The organism is Acidovorax sp. NPDC077693, assembly GCF_044542805.1.
Taxonomy (GTDB): domain Bacteria; phylum Pseudomonadota; class Gammaproteobacteria; order Burkholderiales; family Burkholderiaceae_C; genus Acidovorax.
The window spans coordinates 296,047-313,117 of the sequence record NZ_JBITVD010000007.1 but is presented as its reverse complement, the minus strand read 5'-3'; the positions used below and the strand labels follow the sequence as shown (position 1 = coordinate 313,117).

Below are 17,071 nucleotides of genomic sequence, written 5' to 3'. Positions count from 1 at the left end.
AGCGTGGACGCCCTTGGCGCTTAAATCGACCTCGGCGAAGACTTGTTGGGCTACCTGCGGGCTTCGGAAATCTCCCGCGACCGCGTGGAAGATGCCCGCAACGTGCTCAAGGAAGGCGACGAAGTCACGGCCGTGGTGGTCAATGTGGATCGCAAGACCCGCAACATCCAGCTGTCGATCAAGCAAAAGGACATGGCCGACGAGCAAGGCGCCATGGCCAGCCTGAGCCAGCAATCGAGCCGCGAAAGCGCCGGCACGACCAGCCTGGGCGCCCTGCTGCGCGCCAAGCTGGACAACTCGGAAAAGTAAGACACTGACCCGACGACAGGCCCGCGCACGATGTGATCCATTCGTGCAGGGGCCTGGCCGTCAACGGTCAGACAGCGGGCGCCTCGGCGCCCGCTCTTTTTTCACGAAGAGAGATACCACCTGCCCACGGGCAGCCTGCCTATGTCCCAAGACTCCATGACCCGCTCAGACCTGGTTGAAGAACTGGCCGCACGATTCGGCCAGCTCACCCACCGCGATGCCGAATTCGCCGTCAAGACGATTCTGGACGCCGTGGGCGACGCGCTGGTGCGCGGACACCGCATCGAGATCCGGGGCTTTGGCAGCTTCTCGGTCAACCACCGCCCGCCCCGCATGGGCCGCAACCCCCGCAGCGGCGAAGCCGTGGCCATCCCGGAAAAACGCGTGCCGCATTTCAAGCCCGGAAAGGCCCTGCGCGAAGCCGTGGACAAGCGCACCGCAGAGATGGAAGAAGGCACGACGCCTGCCACCCATCAAATTTGATAGCAGCTTGCGCCGTACAGGCAAGCGGTAGCGGCTTTTTCGAGCATTACCAAATAGCCTGCCCTGCTCGGCAGGGCGGCGCATCGGCCCATCCACAATACCCAGCCGCCCCGCACCGCACGCATCCCGGCCACAGCGGGCTGGCTCTTAGAATCGCCCCACCACTGGGGAGACCGATGAAATACCTCCTGTGGCTGCTCAAGGCAGCCATTTTTTTTACGCTATTCGCGTTCGCGCTGAACAACCAGCAGGATGCGACCGTGCATTTCTTTTTTGGCACCCAATGGCGCGCTCCGCTCGTGCTGGTGGTGCTGACCGCTTTCTCCGCCGGGCTCGCGGTGGGGGTGCTGGGCATGGTGCCCCGCTGGTGGCGCCACCGTGCTGCGGCGCGGCGTGCACAGGCCGGTGCCGGCAGCGCCACAACACCCGCCGCCGCCGCCCCTGCGGCCACCAACACGCCGCCCGCGCCACCTCCACCGCCCGACCTGCCCTCCGTCCATGGAATTTGACCTGACCTGGATCCTGCTGGGCCTGCCCGTCGCCTTCGTGCTGGGCTGGCTGGCATCGCGCTTCGACCTGCGCCAGCTGCGTGCCGAAAACCGCCGCGCGCCCAAGGCCTACTTCAAGGGGCTGAACTTCCTGCTCAACGAGCAGCAGGACCAGGCCATCGACGCCTTCATCGAGGCTGTGCAGAACGACCCCGACACCTCGGAGCTGCACTTCGCCCTGGGCAACCTGTTTCGCCGCCGCGGCGAGTACGACCGCGCGGTGCGCGTGCACGAGCACCTGCTCTCGCGCGGCGACCTCTCGCGCACCGACCGCGAGCGCGCCCAGCACGCCCTGGCGCTCGACTTCCTCAAGGCCGGCCTGCTGGACCGCGCCGAAGACGCCCTGCACCGCCTGGAAGGCACGCCCTTCGAGGCCCAGGCCCGGCTGGCGCTGCTGGCGATCTACGAACGCTCGCGCGACTGGCCGCATGCCACCGCCATCGCGCTCAAGATGCACGATGCCGACCAGGGCGACTTCAGCACGCGGCAGGCGCACTACCTGTGCGAGCAGGGACTGGCACTCAGTGCCCAGGGCGACCTCTCGGGCGCGCAGGCCTTGCTGGAGCAGGCCGTGGCCGCGGCGCCCGAGGCCGCGCGCGCGCGCATCGAGCTGGCCCGGCTGCAACGCCTGATGGGCCGGCCGGCCGAGGTCCTGACCACGCTGCGCACGCTGGGCGAGCGTAACCCTGCCGCCGTGCCCCTGGCGGCGCCGATGATGGTCGAGGCGGCCAACGCCACGCAGCGCGTGCCCGAGGTACAGGCACTGCTGCAGGCGCACTATGCACAGACGCCGTCGCTCGATGTACTCGAAGCCCTCGTGGCCATGGAAGCCGCCGACGACGCCACCCGCGACACGGCCCGCCAGCGCTACGTGCAGCACCTGGACAAGGAGCGCTCGCTGGTCGCTGCGGCCAAATGGCTGGCTGGCGAGAAGCTGGAGCACGAAGAATTCCACCCGCAGGTCCAGCGGGCGCTGGAGCATGCGGTCAAGCCCCTCACCCGCTACCGCTGCGCGGCCTGCGGCTTCGAGGCGCGCCAGCATTTCTGGCAGTGCCCTGGCTGCCAGACCTGGGACAGCTACCCCGCCCGCCGCGTCGAAGAACTCTGACTGCGCAGCGCCGGTATCTGCGCCCCAGCCCTCCCTCCCCAACCCCACACAACCCAGCGGCCCCATCCCGCATCCACCATGCTGAAGAAACTGCTCACCCTCCTCGCCTCCCTGTGTGCCGCCGCCGCCTTTGCGGCCGTGGATGTGAACACCGCCACCGAAGCCGAGCTCGACGGCATCAAGGGCATCGGGCCGGGTCTGTCCAGCCGCATCCTCGACGAGCGCCGCAGCGCGCCCTTCAAGGACTGGAGCGACTTCATCGGCCGCGTGGGCGGCGTGGGCAACAAGAGCGCCGTGAACTTCTCCAAGGAAGGCCTCACCGTCAACGGCAAGAAGTACAGCGCCGCAGCCGCCGCCAAGGCCGAGGCCAAGAGCCACGGCGCCCACAGCAAGAAACAGGCAGGCGCCGCGCAAGATGCCAAGCCCCGCGGCAGCGCAGCGCAGGCCGACTCCGCCACGCCAGCAGCGGCAGCCCCGGCGCCCGCGCCGACAGCCAGCGCTAGCAAAAACTAAGCACGCTCCCCAAGCTGCAAGCCCGCCGCCGCGGGCTTGTTTTTTTGCGCCAACGTTCGCGCAACGGCCGGCTTCAGGCAGGGTCTTTGAAAGCTGCCCCTAAAATCGTTGGGGCATGCCCCTGATCACCCTCATCCTCCTCCCCTTCATCGGCAGCCTGCTGGCGGCAGTGCTGCCTGCCAATGCCCGCAATACTGAGTCCACGCTGGCGGGTTTGATCGCCGTGTTCTGCACCGTGCAGGTGGCGCTGTGTTTTCCGCAGATCGCGGACGGCGGCGTGCTCCGGCAAGACATCGAGTGGCTGCCTGCCCTGGGCCTGAACCTCGTCATCCGCATGGATGGCTTTGCCTGGATGTTCTGCATGCTGGTGCTGGGCGTGGGCAGCCTGGTGGTGCTGTACGCGCGCTACTACATGTCGGCGGCCGACCCGGTGCCGCGCTTCTTCTCGTTCTTTCTGGCGTTCATGGGCGCCATGGTCGGCGTGGTGCTGTCGGGCAACATCATCCAGATCGCATTCTTCTGGGAGCTGACCAGCCTGTTCTCGTTCCTGCTGATCGGCTACTGGCACCACCGCAAGGATGCGCGGCGCGGCGCGCGCATGGCGCTCACCGTGACCGGCACGGGCGGCCTGGCCATGCTGGCCGGCATGCTGGTGCTGGGCCACATCGTGGGCAGCTATGACCTGGACAACGTGCTCGAGGCCGGCCAGCTCATCCAGAGCCACCCGCTGTACACCACCGCGCTGGTGCTGATCCTGCTGGGCGCGCTGACCAAGAGCGCGCAGTTCCCCTTCCACTTCTGGCTGCCCAATGCCATGGCCGCGCCCACGCCGGTGTCGGCCTACCTGCACTCGGCCACCATGGTCAAGGCGGGTGTGTTTCTGCTGGCGCGCCTGTGGCCGGCGCTGGCGGGCACGGAGCAGTGGTTCTGGCTGGTGGGCGGCGCAGGCCTGTGCACGCTGCTGGTGGGCGGCTACGCGGCCATGTTCCAGAACGACCTCAAGGGGCTGCTGGCCTACTCCACGATTTCGCACCTGGGCCTCATCACCCTGCTGCTGGGCCTGAACAGCCCGCTGGCCGCCGTGGCCGCCGTGTTCCACATCATGAACCACGCGACCTTCAAGGCCTCGCTCTTCATGGCCGTGGGCATCGTGGACCATGAAAGCGGCACGCGCGACATCCGGCGCCTGTCGGGCCTGCGCCGGATGATGCCCATCACCTCCACGCTGGCCATGGTGGCCAGTGCGGCCATGGCGGGCGTTCCGCTGCTCAACGGCTTCTTGTCCAAGGAAATGTTCTTTGCCGAAACCGTGTACGTGAACACGACACCCCTGCTCGAATGGCTGCTGCCCGTGGCGGCCACCATCGCAGGCGTGTTCAGCGTGGCGTACTCGCTGCGCTTCACGGTGGATGTGTTCTGGGGCCCCGCAGCCACCGACCTGCCGCGCGAGCCGCACGAGCCCCCGCATTGGATGCGCGTGCCGGTGGAGCTGCTGGTGCTGGCCTGCCTGGTGGTGGGGGTGCTCCCGGCCTGGTCCGTGGGCGCGTACCTGGCCGCCGCAGCCCGGCCGGTGGTGGGGGGCGAGCTGCCCGTCTACAGCCTGGCTGTCTGGCACGGGTTCAACACGCCCTTCGTGATGAGCCTGATCGCCCTGGGCGGCGGCATTGCGCTGTATGCGCTGCTGCGCCGCCAGCGCGAGAAGGGCACGGTCGACGCACCGCCGCTCATGTACCGCATCAGCGGGCAGCGCGTGTTCGAGCACACGCTGGCCCTGGTCAGCCAGGCGGGGCGCCATGGCCGCCGCCTGCTGGGCACCGGGCGCCTGCAGTGGCAGATGCTATGGCTGGTGAGCGCCGCGCTGCTGGCCTGCGTACTGCCCCTGTGGTCGCGCGGCCTGCCGATCGGCGACCGCACGCAGCTGCCGCTGTCGCCCGCGTTCGCGCTGCTGTGGCTGCTGGGTGCGCTGTGCGCCATGGCGGCGGCCTGGCAGGCCAAGTACCACCGCCTGGCGGCCCTCACGCTGCTCGGTGGCGCGGGGTTGTGCGTGTGCCTGACCTTCCTGTGGTTCTCTGCGCCCGACCTGGCGCTCACGCAGATCGTGGTGGAGATCGTGACCACCATCCTCATCCTGCTGGGCCTGCGCTGGCTGCCCCGGCGCGATGAGACACTGCGCAAGCCCACGCTGGCCGAGGAGCGCCGCACCCAGCTGCGCCGCTACCGCGACATGGCCCTGGCACTGACCGCGGGCGCGGGCATGGCCCTGCTGTCGTTCGCGATGATGAGCCGGCCCTTCCCCGACAGCACCTCCACCTTCTTTCTCGAAAACGCGCTCAGCCGTGGCGGCGGCACCAACGTGGTCAACGTGATGCTGGTGGACTTTCGGGGCTTCGACACCTTTGGCGAGATCGTCGTGCTGGGCATCGTGGCGCTCACGGTGTATGCGCTGCTGCGGCGCTTTCGCCCTGCGCGCGAGGTGATGGACCTGCCCGCACAGCAGCGCGCGCTGCCGGCCGACGTGGACACAGACCTGTCCAACCCGCGCCAGACGGCCGACACCGCCGTGGGCTACCTCATGGTGCCCGCCGTGCTGGTGCGCCTGATGCTGCCGTTCGCCACCCTGGTGTCCATGTACCTCTTCATGCGCGGGCACAACGAGCCCGGTGGCGGCTTCGTGGCGGGGCTGGTGTTCTCGGTGGCGCTGCTGCTGCAGTACATCGTCTCGGGCACCTCGTGGGTGGAGGCGCACCTGCCCCTGTACCCGCGCCGCTGGATCGGCGTGGGCCTGCTGGCCGCGCTGGCCACGGGCCTGGGCGCCTGGGTGTGGGGCTACCCCTTCCTGACCAGCCACACCGCCCACCTGCACCTGCCCTTCGTGGGCGAAGTGCATGTGGCCAGCGCGCTGTTCTTCGACATCGGCGTGTTCACCCTGGTGGTGGGCTCGACCATGCTCATCCTCACCGGCATCGCCCACCAGTCGGTGCGCAGCCACCGCTACAACAACGCGCGCCCTGCCGAAGAGGCACAGGCCGCTGAACCATCCGCCGTCGCAACGCAGGGAGAAGGCCCATGGAACTGATACTGGCCCTCGCCATCGGCGTGCTCACCGGATCGGGCGTGTGGCTGCTGCTGCGGCCCCGCACCTTCCAGATCATCATGGGGCTGTCGCTGCTGTCGTACGCCGTCAATTTGTTCATCTTCAGCATGGGCCGCCTGGGCCTGGCCATCGACAAGGAGCCCGTGCTGCAACCCGGCCTGCCCAAGGACCTGGCCCACTACGCCGACCCCATGCCACAGGCGCTGACGCTCACCGCCATCGTGATCGGCTTTGCCATGACCGCGCTGTTCCTGGTGGTGCTGCTCGCATCGCGCGGCATGGCCGGCACCGACCATGTGGATGGGACCAAGGGCAAAGACGTGCAGGAAATGCCATGATGAAGAACACCCCCCTGAGCGGCTTCGCCGCTTCCCCCCGCTCTCGCAGCGCTGCGCGCTGCGGGCAGGGGGACGCAGCCCTCGCTGCGGGGCGGCCCTTGCCAGGCTGCCCTGGCGCGGTGCGTGCCAGTTTCGTGCGCAGCGGCCTGGACAAATGACATGACATTCACAGGATTTTTACTTGACAGGGTCATGCCGCACCTGATCCTCGCGCCCATCGCGCTGCCCATGCTCACGGCCGGGCTGATGCTGCTGTTGCGCGAAGAGCGCCAGCGCACCAAGGTCACGCTGAACATCGTCTCGACGCTGATGGGCCTGGTGATCGCGGTGCTGCTGCTGATACAGGCCAAGGACCCCGGGCTGCCGGGCAGCCTGGGTGTGTACCTGCCGGGCAACTGGCCTGCGCCCTTCGGCATCGTGCTCGCCGTGGATCGTCTGTCGGCCATGATGCTGGTGCTGTGCAGCACCGTGGCGCTGGCCACCGTACTGTTTTCGGCGGCGCGCTGGCACCGGGCGGGGGTGCACTTCCACCCGCTGTTCCAGTTCCAGCTCATGGGGCTGGCGGGCGCGTTCCTCACGGCCGACCTGTTCAACCTGTTCGTGTTCTTCGAGATCATGCTGGCCGCTTCCTACGGTCTGCTGCTGCACGGCTCGGGGCGCCCGCGTGTGTCGGCGGGGCTGCACTACATCGCCATCAACCTCGCGGCGTCGTCGCTGTTCCTGATCGGCGTGTCCATGCTGTACGGCATCACCGGCACGCTGAACATGGCCGACCTGGCACGCAGCATCGCCGGGGTGGCAGCCTCGGACCGCGGCCTGCTGCATGCAGCGGCAGCCATCCTGGCCGTGGCGTTTCTCATCAAGGCCGCGGTGTGGCCGCTCAACTTCTGGCTGGTGCCAGCGTACAGCGCGGCCACCGCGCCCGTGGGCGCGCTGTTCGCATTGATGACCAAGGTGGGCGTGTACAGCGTGCTGCGCCTGTGGACGCTGCTGTTCGGTGCCGAGGCAGGCGACTCGGCCCAGTTCGGCAGCCAGTGGCTCATCGGGGGCGGCATGCTGACCATGGCGTTCGGCGCCATCGGCATGCTGGGCTCGCAGCGGCTGGGGCATCTGGCCGGGTTCTCGGCCATCCTGTCGTCGGGCACGCTGCTGGCGGCCGTGGGCTTCGGGCAGAACCTGCTCACGGCCGGGCTGCTGTACTACCTGCTCAGCTCCACGCTGGCCGTGAGCGCGCTGTTCTTGCTGACCGACCTGATCGACCGCTGGCGCAACGATGGCTCCAACCTCGCCGCGTACGAGCAGACGGACGATGCGCCTTTTCTGTCGGCCGACCTGGTGCCCACCGACGGCATCAACCTGGACGACCGCGAAGAAGAACTCATCGGCCAGGTGATCCCGGCCGCCGTGGCCTTTCTGGGCCTGGCCTTCATGGCCTGCACGCTCGTCATCGCGGGCCTGCCGCCGCTGCCGGGATTCGTGGGCAAGTTCGCCATGATCCATGCGCTACTCAACCCCCTGGGGCTGGCCTCGTCGCAAGGGTTCCACCTGGGCGCGGAAGGCTGGGCGCTGGTGGCGCTGCTCATCGGATCGGGCCTGCTGGCGCTGCTGGCGCTGACCCGGGCGGGCATCCGCCATTTCTGGGCGGCACATGACCGCACGGTGCCCAAGCTGCTGGTGCTCGAAGGCTTGCCGATTGCCCTGCTGCTCACGGCCTGCGCTGTGCTGGTGTGGCAGGCCGGTGCCGTGATGCGCTACACCCAGGCCACTGCCGACGCGCTGCACGCACCCGCGGGCTATGTGCGCGCCGTGATGACGGCCCAGCCGGTGCCCAACCCGCCCCCACCGGCGGCAGTGCCAGGAGGTAGCACGCCATGAAGCCATCGCGCACATACCAACGCCCTCTCAAGCGCCTGGTGCCCGCGCCGCTGCTGTCGCTGGCGCTGCTGGGCCTGTGGCTGCTGCTCAACCGCAGCCTGAGCGCAGGGCACTTCGTGCTGGGCGGCGTGCTCGCGCTCGCCATACCGCTGCTCACGGCGGGGCTGCGACCGCTGCCGGTGCGCATCCGCAAGCCCGGTGCGGTGCTGCGCCTGGCGTTCACGGTGGTGGCCGACACCACGCGCTCCAACCTGGCGGTGGCGCGCCTGCTGCTCGCACCGGGCCGCCGTCGGCATCCATCGGGCTTCGTGCACATCCCGCTCGACGTGCGGGACCCCAACGCGCTGGCCGTGCTGGCCATGATCGTCTGCATCACGCCCGGCACTGCCTGGGGCGAGCTGTCGCTGGACCGCAGCGTGCTGCTGCTGCATGTGCTGGAGCTGGACGACCCCGCCCAGGTCATCGCCGACGTGAAGCAGCGCTACGAAGCCCCCCTCATGGAGATCTTTGAATGACGCCTATCCTCGACTGGGCCTTGCCGATCGCCCTGTTCATGCTGGCCCTGGCCATGGGCTGCGCACTGATCCGTTTGCTCAAGGGCCCCTCGGCGCAGGACCGCGTGCTGGCGCTCGACTGCATGTACCTGAGCGGCATGCTGGTGATGCTGGTACTGGGCCTGCTGTACGGCAGCAAGAACTACTTCGAGGCCGCGCTGCTGCTGGCGCTGTTCAGCTTCGTGGGCTCCATGGCCATGGCCAAGTTTCTGCTGCGCGGCGAGGTGATCGAATGACGGACGCCGCCACCACCCTGCCCCTGTGGCTGGAGATCATCGTCGCCGCGCTGGTGCTGTCGGGCGCGGGCCTGGCATTGCTGGGCTCGTCGGGCCTGCTGCGCCTGCCCACGTTCTTCGAGCGGGTGCACGCGCCGTCCATCATCGCCACGCTGGGCTGCTGGCTGATCATGCACGGCACGGTGCTGTACTTCTCGGTGGCCGACCGCAGCCTGGCGCTGCATGCGCTGCTGATCGCCGTGTTCGTGGCGATCTCGGTGCCGATCATGTCGATCTTTCTGATGCGCGCAGCCCTGTTCCGGGCGCGCCAGATGGGGCATCCGCCGGTGCCACCCACGCTGAGCCAGCCCAAGCCCGAGGCCGAACCGGTATCGACAGCGCCCGAGGACGTGCGCGTCTGACGCTCCTGATTTGATAGCTGCTACCGCTTGCAGATCAAGCGGTAGCAGCCCATAGGACCCTTACTCCGAGCCCACGGCACCGAAGCCGCCGCCGCCTGGCGTGTGGATCTCGAACACATCGCCCGGCTGCATCTCGGCCTGGCCGATGTGGTCCAGCAGCTCGGTCTTGCCGTTGCTGCGCACCACCTTGTTGATGCCCACCGCGCCCGCGCTGCCGCCGGCCATGCCGAAAGCGCCGTGGTGGCGGCCGTTGGACAGGATGCTGGCCGTCATGGGCTCGAGAAAGCGCACGCGGCGCACGCCGCCGTCGCCGCCTTTCCACTGCCCGTTGCCGCCCGAGCCCTTGCGGATCTCGTAGCCCTCCAGCCGCACCGGAAACCGAAACTCCAGGATCTCCGGGTCCGTCAGGCGCGAGTTGGTCATGTGGCACTGCACCACGCTCGTGCCCGCAAAGCCACCGGTGAGCTGGCCCGCAGCATCCCACACGCCGCCCGCACCGCTGCCGCCCGAGATGGTCTCGTAGTACTGGTACTTCGCGCTGCCGAAGGTGAAGTTGTTCATGGTGCATTGCCCCGCCGCCATCAGCCCCAGCGCGCCGTACAGCGCGTTGGTGATGCAGGTGGAGGTCTCCACATTGCCCGCCACCACCGAGGCCGGCGGGTTGGGGTTGAGCATAGAGCCCGGCGGGATGATGACCTTGAGCGGTTTGAGGCACCCGGCGTTGAGCGGAATGTCGTCCTGCACCAGCGTGCGGAACACGTACAGCACCGCCGCCATGCACACCGCCGTGGGCGCGTTGAAGTTGTGCGTCTGCTGCGGGCTGGTGCCGGTGAAGTCGATCTCGGCGCTGCGGCTGGCCGCATCCACACGCACTGCCACGCTGATCTGCGCGCCGTTGTCCAGCGGCAGCGTGAACTGCCCGTCCTTCAAGCGTGTGATCACGCGGCGCACCGACTCCTCGGCGTTGTCCTGCACGTGGTTCATGTACGCCAGCACGACGGGCAGGCCGAACTCGCCCACCATGCGGCGCAGCTCCTGCTGGCCCTTTTCATTCGCGGCGATCTGCGCGCGCAGGTCGGCCATGTTCTGCTGCGGGTTGCGTGACGGGTATTCGCCGCTTTCCAGCAGGGCGATCATCTCTGCCTCGCGCAGCACGCCGCGCTCGACCAGCTTCACGTTGTTGATCTGCACGCCCTCTTCCTCGATGCGCGTCGAGAACGGCGGCATGGAACCCGGCGTGATGCCGCCCACATCCGCATGGTGGCCGCGGCTGCCGACGTAGAACGTGGGCTCGGCGTCGTCCTCCAGGTAGACCGGCGTGATGACCGTGATGTCGGGCAGGTGCGTGCCGCCGTGGTACGGGTCGTTCAGCACGAACACGTCGCCCGGCTGCATGCGGCCGGCGTTGTCACGGATGACGGTCTTGATGCTCTCGCCCATGGACCCCAGGTGCACCGGCATGTGCGGCGCGTTGGCGATCAGGTTGCCAGCCGTGTCGAACAGCGCGCAGCTGAAGTCCAGGCGCTCCTTGATGTTCACCGAGTACGCCGTGTTCTGCAGCTGCAGGCCCATCTGCTCGGCGATGTTCATGAACAGGTTGTTGAAGACTTCCAGCAGCACCGGGTCCACCGTGGTGCCCACGGCGTGCTGCACCGCGCGCGCCACGGTGCGGTCCAGCAGCAGGTGGTCCAGGTCGGTCAACTGCGCCTGCCAGCCGGGCTCGACGATGGTGGTGGCGTTCTTCTCGGCAATGATGGCCGGGCCGGGGATCACATCGCCCGGGCGCAGGTCCTCGCGCACCACCAGCAGGGCGCTGTGCCACGCGGGCACGCCATCGACCCCGCCGGTGTACATGCGCACCATGCCGCGGTGCGGCGTCTCGCGCGCAGGCTGCAGCGCGTGGCGCGGCTCCACGGGCGCATCGCCGGGCACCACGGCCTCGACCGACACGGCCTCCACGACCAGGCCCTTGCCCTGCATCAGGAAAGCAAAGCGCTGGCGGTAGGCACTTTCAAACGCCGCGGTGATTTCGGCCTGCGTGCCGAAAGGCACGATGAGCGCCGAGTCGCTGCCCTCGTAGCGCACATGCACGCGCCGGTGCACCACGGCCGTGCTGCTGCCGGCCTGCTGGCGCTCCAGTTCGGTGCGCGCGGTGGCGGCCAGGGCACCCAGCGTGGCTTCGATGCCGGGCAATGCGTCCGGCGCCAGCTTGATTTCCACCGCCTGTTCGCGGATCACGTTCTGGTCCGCCAGGCCCATGCCGTAGGCACTCAGCACGCCGGCCAGCGGGTGCACGAACACCCGCGTCATGCCCAGGGCATCGGCCACTAGGCACGCGTGCTGGCCGCCCGCGCCGCCAAAGCACTGCAGCGTGTAGCGGGTGACGTCGTAGCCGCGCGCCACGCTGATCTTCTTGATCGCGTTGGCCATCTGCTGCACGGCGATCTGGATGAAGCCGTGGGCCACATCCTCTTGCGAGCGGCCGCTTTGCACCGCCAGTTGCGCGAACTTCTGCGCCACCACGTCGCCGTCGAGCGCCTCGTTGGCCGCATGGCCGAAGACGTGCGGGAAGTGTGCGGGCTGGATCTTGCCCACCATCACGTTCGCGTCCGTCACGGCCAGTGGGCCGCCGCGGCGGTAGCTGGCCGGGCCGGGGTTGGCGCCCGCGCTCTCGGGGCCCACGCGAAAGCGCGCACCGTCGAATCCCAATATGGAGCCGCCGCCGGCGGCCACGGTGTGGATGCTCATCATGGGTGCGCGCATGCGCACGCCCGCCACCTGGGTTTCGAACTCGCGCTCGAAAGAGCCCGCGTAGTGGCTCACATCGGTGGACGTGCCGCCCATGTCGAAGCCGATGACCTTCGCGTGGCCCGCCAGCTCCGCCGTGCGCGCCATGCCCACGATGCCGCCGGCCGGGCCGGACAGGATGGCGTCCTTGCCCTGGAAGGTGCCCGCATCGGTGAGGCCACCGGACGATTGCATGAAGAACAGCTTGACCCCCGGCATCTCGCTGGCCACCTGGTCCACGTAGCGGCGCAGGATGGGCGAGAGGTACGCGTCCACCACCGTGGTGTCGCCCCGGCTCACGAACTTCATCATGGGGCTGGTCTCGTGCGAGCTGCTCACCTGCGTGAAGCCCACCTCGCGCGCCAGCCGCGCTGCGGCCTGTTCGTGCGCCGTGTAGCGGTAGCCGTGCATGAACACGATGGCCACGCTGCGCAGGCCCGCGTCGTAGGCGGCCCACAGGCGCTCCTTGAGGTGCGCTTCATCCAGCGGCTCGATCACCTCGCCCTGCGCGCCCACGCGCTCCTGCGCCTCGATCACGCGGCTGTAGAGCAGCTCGGGCAGCACGATGTGGCGGTCGAACAGGCGCGGGCGGTTCTGGTACGCAATGCGCAGCGCGTCCTTGAAGCCCCGCGTGGTGATGAGCAGCGTGGGCTCGCCCTTGCGCTCCAGCAGTGCATTGGTGGCCACGGTGGTGCCCATCTTCACGCACTCGACCTGTGCAGGCGTCACCGGCTCGCCGGGCTTCAAACCCAGCAGGTGGCGAATGCCGGCCACCGCGGCGTCCTTGTACTGCTCGGGGTTCTCGGACAGCAGCTTGTGGGTGACCAGCGTGAACGTGCCGTCCGATTCGGGCCGGCGGCCCACCACGTCGGTGAAGGTGCCTCCACGGTCGATCCAGAACTGCCAGCGGGACATGGGGGAAGGTTGATGGGACATTTGCTACTATTTTGATAGCTGCTGGCGCTTGTTCATCAAGCGGTAGGGCAGTTTTTTATTCAAACCACGGCGTGGCGGCAGTCACAGCGACGCCGCCGAGCGCGCCGCCTGGTCGTACATGCCCGACAGCACACGCAGCAACCGGGCCAGCTCGCCGATGTCGCGGTTCAGGGAGTCGTCGGCGTGCAACGCATCGATGAGGCAGCGCTCGCGGATTTCGCGGTAGCGCTGCACGTAGGCGCGGCCCACGTCAGTGGCGGCGTAGGTCACTTCCTTGCCGTTTTTCTGCGAAGCCACCACGCCCAGGTTCTGCAGCTTCTTGAGCGCGTAGTTCACCAGGTGCGTGTCCTCCACATTCATGATGAAGCAGATGTCGGCGAGGCGCTTGTCCCGTGCGCGGTGCGTCACGTGGTGCAGCACCAGCACATCCAGTGGCGTGAGGTCTTTCAGGCCCGCCGCCGACATGCAGTGCGCCACCCAGCGGTGAAACGCGTTGCCCGCGACGATGAGTCCGAACTCGAACTCGCTCAGCTCCGCGCTCTGCGCGGACACCAGGTGCGCCGACGACACGATGGGGCCGGAATCGCCCTTGGCCTTGGAGCCGGATTTCATGATGGACAGCGAACCTTGTGGTGGAAGGGAAAAACTGGCACGGGTTATGCAAGCCATTGTAGGCACCATGGCAATGATTTGTTGGCAATTTGTCAGCGTTTAGGCAAAACACCTATGTCGCCATGGGTTGATTTCTATACAGTCGCCGACAGTCCTTTCACCCCACGTCCTTACTTGCGGAGCTCTCCATGAAGCGTCGAATCCTCCCCGCCACAGCGCTTGGCCTGGCCCTGGCCTTCGGTTTCACCGCGTCCTCCGTGATGGCACAGACCAAGTGGGACCTGGCCGCCGCCTACCCCGTGAGCAACTTCCACACCGAGAACCTGATGCAGTTCGCCAAGGATGTGGATGCCGCATCGGCCGGCAAGCTCAAGATCACGGTGCACGCCAACGCCTCGCTGTTCAAGGCCAACGAAATCAAGCGCGCCGTGCAGGGCGGGCAGGCCCCGGCCGGTGAAGTGCTGCTGGGCAATTTCGAGAACGAGAACGCGCTGTACGGCGTGGACGGCATCCCCTTCCTGGCCACCTCGTATGCGGACTCCAGGCGCCTGTACGAAGCGCAAAAGCCCTACCTCGACAAGCTGCTGGGCACGCAGGGCATGAAGCTCCTGTACGCCGTGGCCTGGCCGCCGCAGGGCATCTATTCGAAGAAGGAACTGGCCTCGGTGGCCGACCTGCGCGGCATCAAGTGGCGCGCCTACAGTCCCGCCACCGCCAAGATCGCGGAGCTGATCGGCGCGCAGCCGGTGACCATCCAGGCGGCCGAGCTGTCGCAGGCGCTGGCAACGGGCGTGGTCGAGGCCACCATGACGTCGGGCTCCACCGGCTACGACAGCAAGATCTACGAAAGCATCAAGCTCTTTCACGACACGCAGGCCTGGCTGCCCAAGAACGCGGTCATCGTGAACAAGAAGGCTTTCGATGCGCTGGACAAGCCCAGCCAGGACGCCCTGCTCAAGGCCTCGGCCGAGGCCGAGTCGCGCGGCTGGAAGCTCAGCGAGGAAAAGACAGAGTGGTACAAGAAGGCACTGACCGAAAAGGGCATGAAGATCGTGACGCCCGCGCCCAAGCTCATGGCCGACATGCGCCAGGTCGGCGAGATCATGCTGGCCGACTGGCTCAAGAAGGCCGGCGCGGACGGCGAAGCCATCGTCGCGAGCTACCGCAAGAGCAGTCCGGTCCCTGGCGTGCAGGCCAAGAAGTAGGCCCGCATCCATATGCTGCGCCGCTGGCTCGACCGCCTCTACCTTGCCGCAGGCGCCCTGGGCGCTGCGTTCATCGCCCTCATCTGCATCCTCATGATCGCGCAGAGCATCATGCGCGAGGTGGGCCTGCGCACCGGCGCCATCAACGACATCGTGGCCTGGTTCTGCGCGGCCGCGGCTTTCTTTGCGATGGCCCATGCATTCAAGCACGGCGACTTCGTGCGCGTGACACTGCTGCTGGAAAAGCTGTCCCCGCGCCGCTGCCGCCAGCTGGAGGTCGTGTCGCTCGCCATCGCATCGGTGGCAGTGGGCTACCTGATGTGGGCGGCCTGCAGCTACACGTACGAGAGCTGGGAGTTCAACGACATCTCCCAGGGCCTGCTGCCCATGCCGCTGTGGATTCCGCAACTGAGCTTTGCGATCGGCTCGGTGCTGCTGTGGGTGGCGGTGGTGGATGAATTCATCATCGTGCTGCGCGGTGGCGTGCCGACCTTCGTGCGGGCTGTGGAAGAACGCCATGCCAAGGGTGACTTTTCGTCTGATATCTAGGACGCCCCCCTGAGGCGCTGCGCGCCTTCCCCCTTGAGGGGGGACGCCTCCGGTGGCCCGGCGGAGCCGGTTCCACGGTGGCACTCGCGTTTGCCGCGCCAGTTTTTTCGGTGGGTGGGAAGCGCGGCGCAATGACCGCGCGGTGTGAATACCGATAACAACAGGCTGCATCGCGCATCGCGCCCTGCAGTCCAGAAAGTTCGATATGGATATCTTGATGGTGGGTGGCGTGTTGCTGCTGCTCATGCTGGTGCTGCTGTCCGGCGGCGTGTGGATTGCGATGACGCTGGCGATCTGCGGGTGGGTGGGGCAGGCGTTCTTCACGTCTACGCAGCCGGCCAAGAATTTGTTCTCGGCGTTCTGGGAGAGCAATGCGAGCTGGGAGCTGGCCGCCCTGCCGCTGTTCATCTGGATGGGCGAAATCCTGTTTCGCACCAAGCTGTCCGAAGAGATGTTCGAAGGCCTGCGCCCCTGGCTCAACCGCGTTCCGGGGCGGCTGATGCACACCACCATCCTGGGCTGTGGCATCTTCGGGTCGGTATCGGGCTCGTCGGCCGCCACCTGCGCCACCATCAGCAAGGTGGCCCTGCCCGAGCTGATGAAGCGCGGCTACGATGAGAAGCTGGCCCTCGGTTCGCTGGCCACGGCGGGCACGCTGGGCATTCTGATCCCGCCGTCGATCACCATGGTGGTGTATGCGGTGGCGGCCGATGCGTCCATCATCCGCATCTTCCTTGCGGGCTTTCTGCCGGGCATTTTGCTGATGCTGCTGTTCTCGGGCTACATCGGCTGGTGGAGCCTGCGCAACCCCGACAAGGTGCCTGCGGCCGACCCGCCCTCCACGCTGCGCGAGAAGATCCGCAAGTCCGGCAACCTGATCCCCGTGGGCGTGCTCATCGTCTTCATCGTGGCCGTGCTCATCACCGGCTACGCCACTGCCACCGAATGCGCGGCCTACGGCGTGGTGGGCTCGCTGGGGCTGGCGCTCTGGAGCCGCTCGCTCACCTGGCAGAACTTCAAGGAAGGGCTGATGGGCACCACGCGCACCAGCTGCATGATCATGTTCATCCTGGCCGGTGCCGCGTTCCTCACCAAGACCATGGCCTTCACCGGCATCCCGCGCGAACTGGCCGAGTGGGTCAACGCCATGCACCTGTCGCCGTTCGCGCTCATCAGCGTGCTGGTCATCGTGTACCTGGTGCTGGGCACGGCGCTCGACGGCATCAGCATGATCGTGCTGACCAGCGCGGTGGTGCTGCCCATGATCCAGCAGGCCGGGTTCGATTTGATCTGGTTCGGCATCTTCATCGTGCTGCTGGTCGAGATCGCCGAGGTCACGCCGCCGGTGGGTTTCAACCTCTTCGTGCTGCAGAACATGACGGGCAAGGACAGCAACACGATTGCGCGCGCTGCGATTCCGTTCTTCCTGTGCCTGGTGGTGTGCATCGCGATCATCACGGTGTTCCCGCAGGTCGTGACGATCCTGCCGGACCTGGTGATGGGCAAGGAAAAGTAGCCCCCCT

At 67.4% G+C, this 17,071-nt stretch carries 15 protein-coding genes and 1 pseudogene; 14 read left to right on the top strand and 2 right to left on the bottom strand.

The features are described from left to right. Positions 1-24: 24 nt before the first annotated feature. From ACIGHN_RS12390 to ACIGHN_RS12340, 11 genes and pseudogenes are all read left to right on the top strand, one after another. Positions 25-309, top strand: a pseudogene (locus tag ACIGHN_RS12390) (S1 RNA-binding domain-containing protein); the annotation flags it as partial. A gap of 156 nt (positions 310-465) precedes the next feature. After that, on the top strand, positions 466-792 hold the full coding sequence (locus ACIGHN_RS12385) for an integration host factor subunit beta (RefSeq protein ID WP_056419323.1): 327 nt from the start codon (positions 466-468) through the stop codon (positions 790-792). Between the two features lie 176 nt (positions 793-968). After that, entirely contained in the window at positions 969-1,301 is a 333-nt protein-coding gene (locus tag ACIGHN_RS12380) for a lipopolysaccharide assembly LapA domain-containing protein (RefSeq protein ID WP_396504580.1), read from the top strand. Further along, entirely contained in the window at positions 1,291-2,448 is a 1,158-nt protein-coding gene (gene lapB / locus ACIGHN_RS12375; protein ID WP_396504579.1) for a lipopolysaccharide assembly protein LapB, read from the top strand. Before ACIGHN_RS12380 ends, lapB begins: the two co-directional genes overlap by 11 nt. A gap of 78 nt (positions 2,449-2,526) precedes the next feature. Further along, the gene (locus ACIGHN_RS12370; RefSeq protein ID WP_396504578.1) at positions 2,527-2,961 is read left to right on the top strand and encodes a ComEA family DNA-binding protein; all 435 of its coding nucleotides are present in this window, start codon (positions 2,527-2,529) and stop codon (positions 2,959-2,961) included. Positions 2,962-3,076: 115 nt separating this feature from the next. Further along, entirely contained in the window at positions 3,077-6,037 is a 2,961-nt protein-coding gene (locus ACIGHN_RS12365; RefSeq protein WP_396504577.1) for a monovalent cation/H+ antiporter subunit A, read from the top strand. Further along, positions 6,028-6,393, top strand: coding sequence for a Na+/H+ antiporter subunit C (locus tag ACIGHN_RS12360; protein ID WP_056419306.1), 366 nt, complete (start codon positions 6,028-6,030; stop codon positions 6,391-6,393). The genes ACIGHN_RS12365 and ACIGHN_RS12360 overlap by 10 nt, the downstream gene beginning before the upstream one ends. Before the next feature lie 192 nt (positions 6,394-6,585). After that, a complete protein-coding gene (locus tag ACIGHN_RS12355; protein ID WP_396504576.1) occupies positions 6,586-8,268 on the top strand; it encodes a monovalent cation/H+ antiporter subunit D in 1,683 nt (560 codons plus the stop codon). Continuing rightward, positions 8,265-8,783, top strand: coding sequence for a Na+/H+ antiporter subunit E (locus ACIGHN_RS12350; RefSeq protein WP_056419300.1), 519 nt, complete (start codon positions 8,265-8,267; stop codon positions 8,781-8,783). Before ACIGHN_RS12355 ends, ACIGHN_RS12350 begins: the two co-directional genes overlap by 4 nt. Beyond that, on the top strand, positions 8,780-9,058 hold the full coding sequence (locus tag ACIGHN_RS12345; protein ID WP_055402533.1) for a K+/H+ antiporter subunit F: 279 nt from the start codon (positions 8,780-8,782) through the stop codon (positions 9,056-9,058). The genes ACIGHN_RS12350 and ACIGHN_RS12345 overlap by 4 nt, the downstream gene beginning before the upstream one ends. Continuing rightward, positions 9,055-9,459, top strand: a complete 405-nt coding sequence (locus tag ACIGHN_RS12340) for a monovalent cation/H(+) antiporter subunit G (RefSeq protein ID WP_396504575.1) — start codon at positions 9,055-9,057, stop codon at positions 9,457-9,459. The genes ACIGHN_RS12345 and ACIGHN_RS12340 overlap by 4 nt, the downstream gene beginning before the upstream one ends. A gap of 60 nt (positions 9,460-9,519) precedes the next feature. Here the strand turns inward: ACIGHN_RS12340 and ACIGHN_RS12335 are convergent, their stop codons facing one another. Next, entirely contained in the window at positions 9,520-13,182 is a 3,663-nt protein-coding gene (locus ACIGHN_RS12335) for a hydantoinase B/oxoprolinase family protein (RefSeq protein ID WP_396504574.1), read from the bottom strand. An 81-nt stretch (positions 13,183-13,263) separates the two neighbouring features. Then, positions 13,264-13,794, bottom strand: coding sequence for a winged helix DNA-binding protein (locus tag ACIGHN_RS12330; RefSeq protein WP_056419293.1), 531 nt, complete (start codon positions 13,792-13,794; stop codon positions 13,264-13,266). Between the two features lie 188 nt (positions 13,795-13,982). On the opposite strand from ACIGHN_RS12330, the gene ACIGHN_RS12325 reads away from it, so the two are divergent. The 3 genes from ACIGHN_RS12325 (at position 13,983) to ACIGHN_RS12315 (ending at position 17,064) form a co-directional block, all read left to right on the top strand. Further along, the gene (locus tag ACIGHN_RS12325; RefSeq protein WP_396504573.1) at positions 13,983-14,999 is read left to right on the top strand and encodes a TRAP transporter substrate-binding protein; all 1,017 of its coding nucleotides are present in this window, start codon (positions 13,983-13,985) and stop codon (positions 14,997-14,999) included. A 12-nt stretch (positions 15,000-15,011) separates the two neighbouring features. Continuing rightward, positions 15,012-15,548, top strand: a complete 537-nt coding sequence (locus tag ACIGHN_RS12320; RefSeq protein ID WP_056165298.1) for a TRAP transporter small permease — start codon at positions 15,012-15,014, stop codon at positions 15,546-15,548. Positions 15,549-15,753: 205 nt separating this feature from the next. Further along, the gene (locus tag ACIGHN_RS12315; protein WP_396504572.1) at positions 15,754-17,064 is read left to right on the top strand and encodes a TRAP transporter large permease; all 1,311 of its coding nucleotides are present in this window, start codon (positions 15,754-15,756) and stop codon (positions 17,062-17,064) included. Positions 17,065-17,071: the final 7 nt, after the last annotated feature.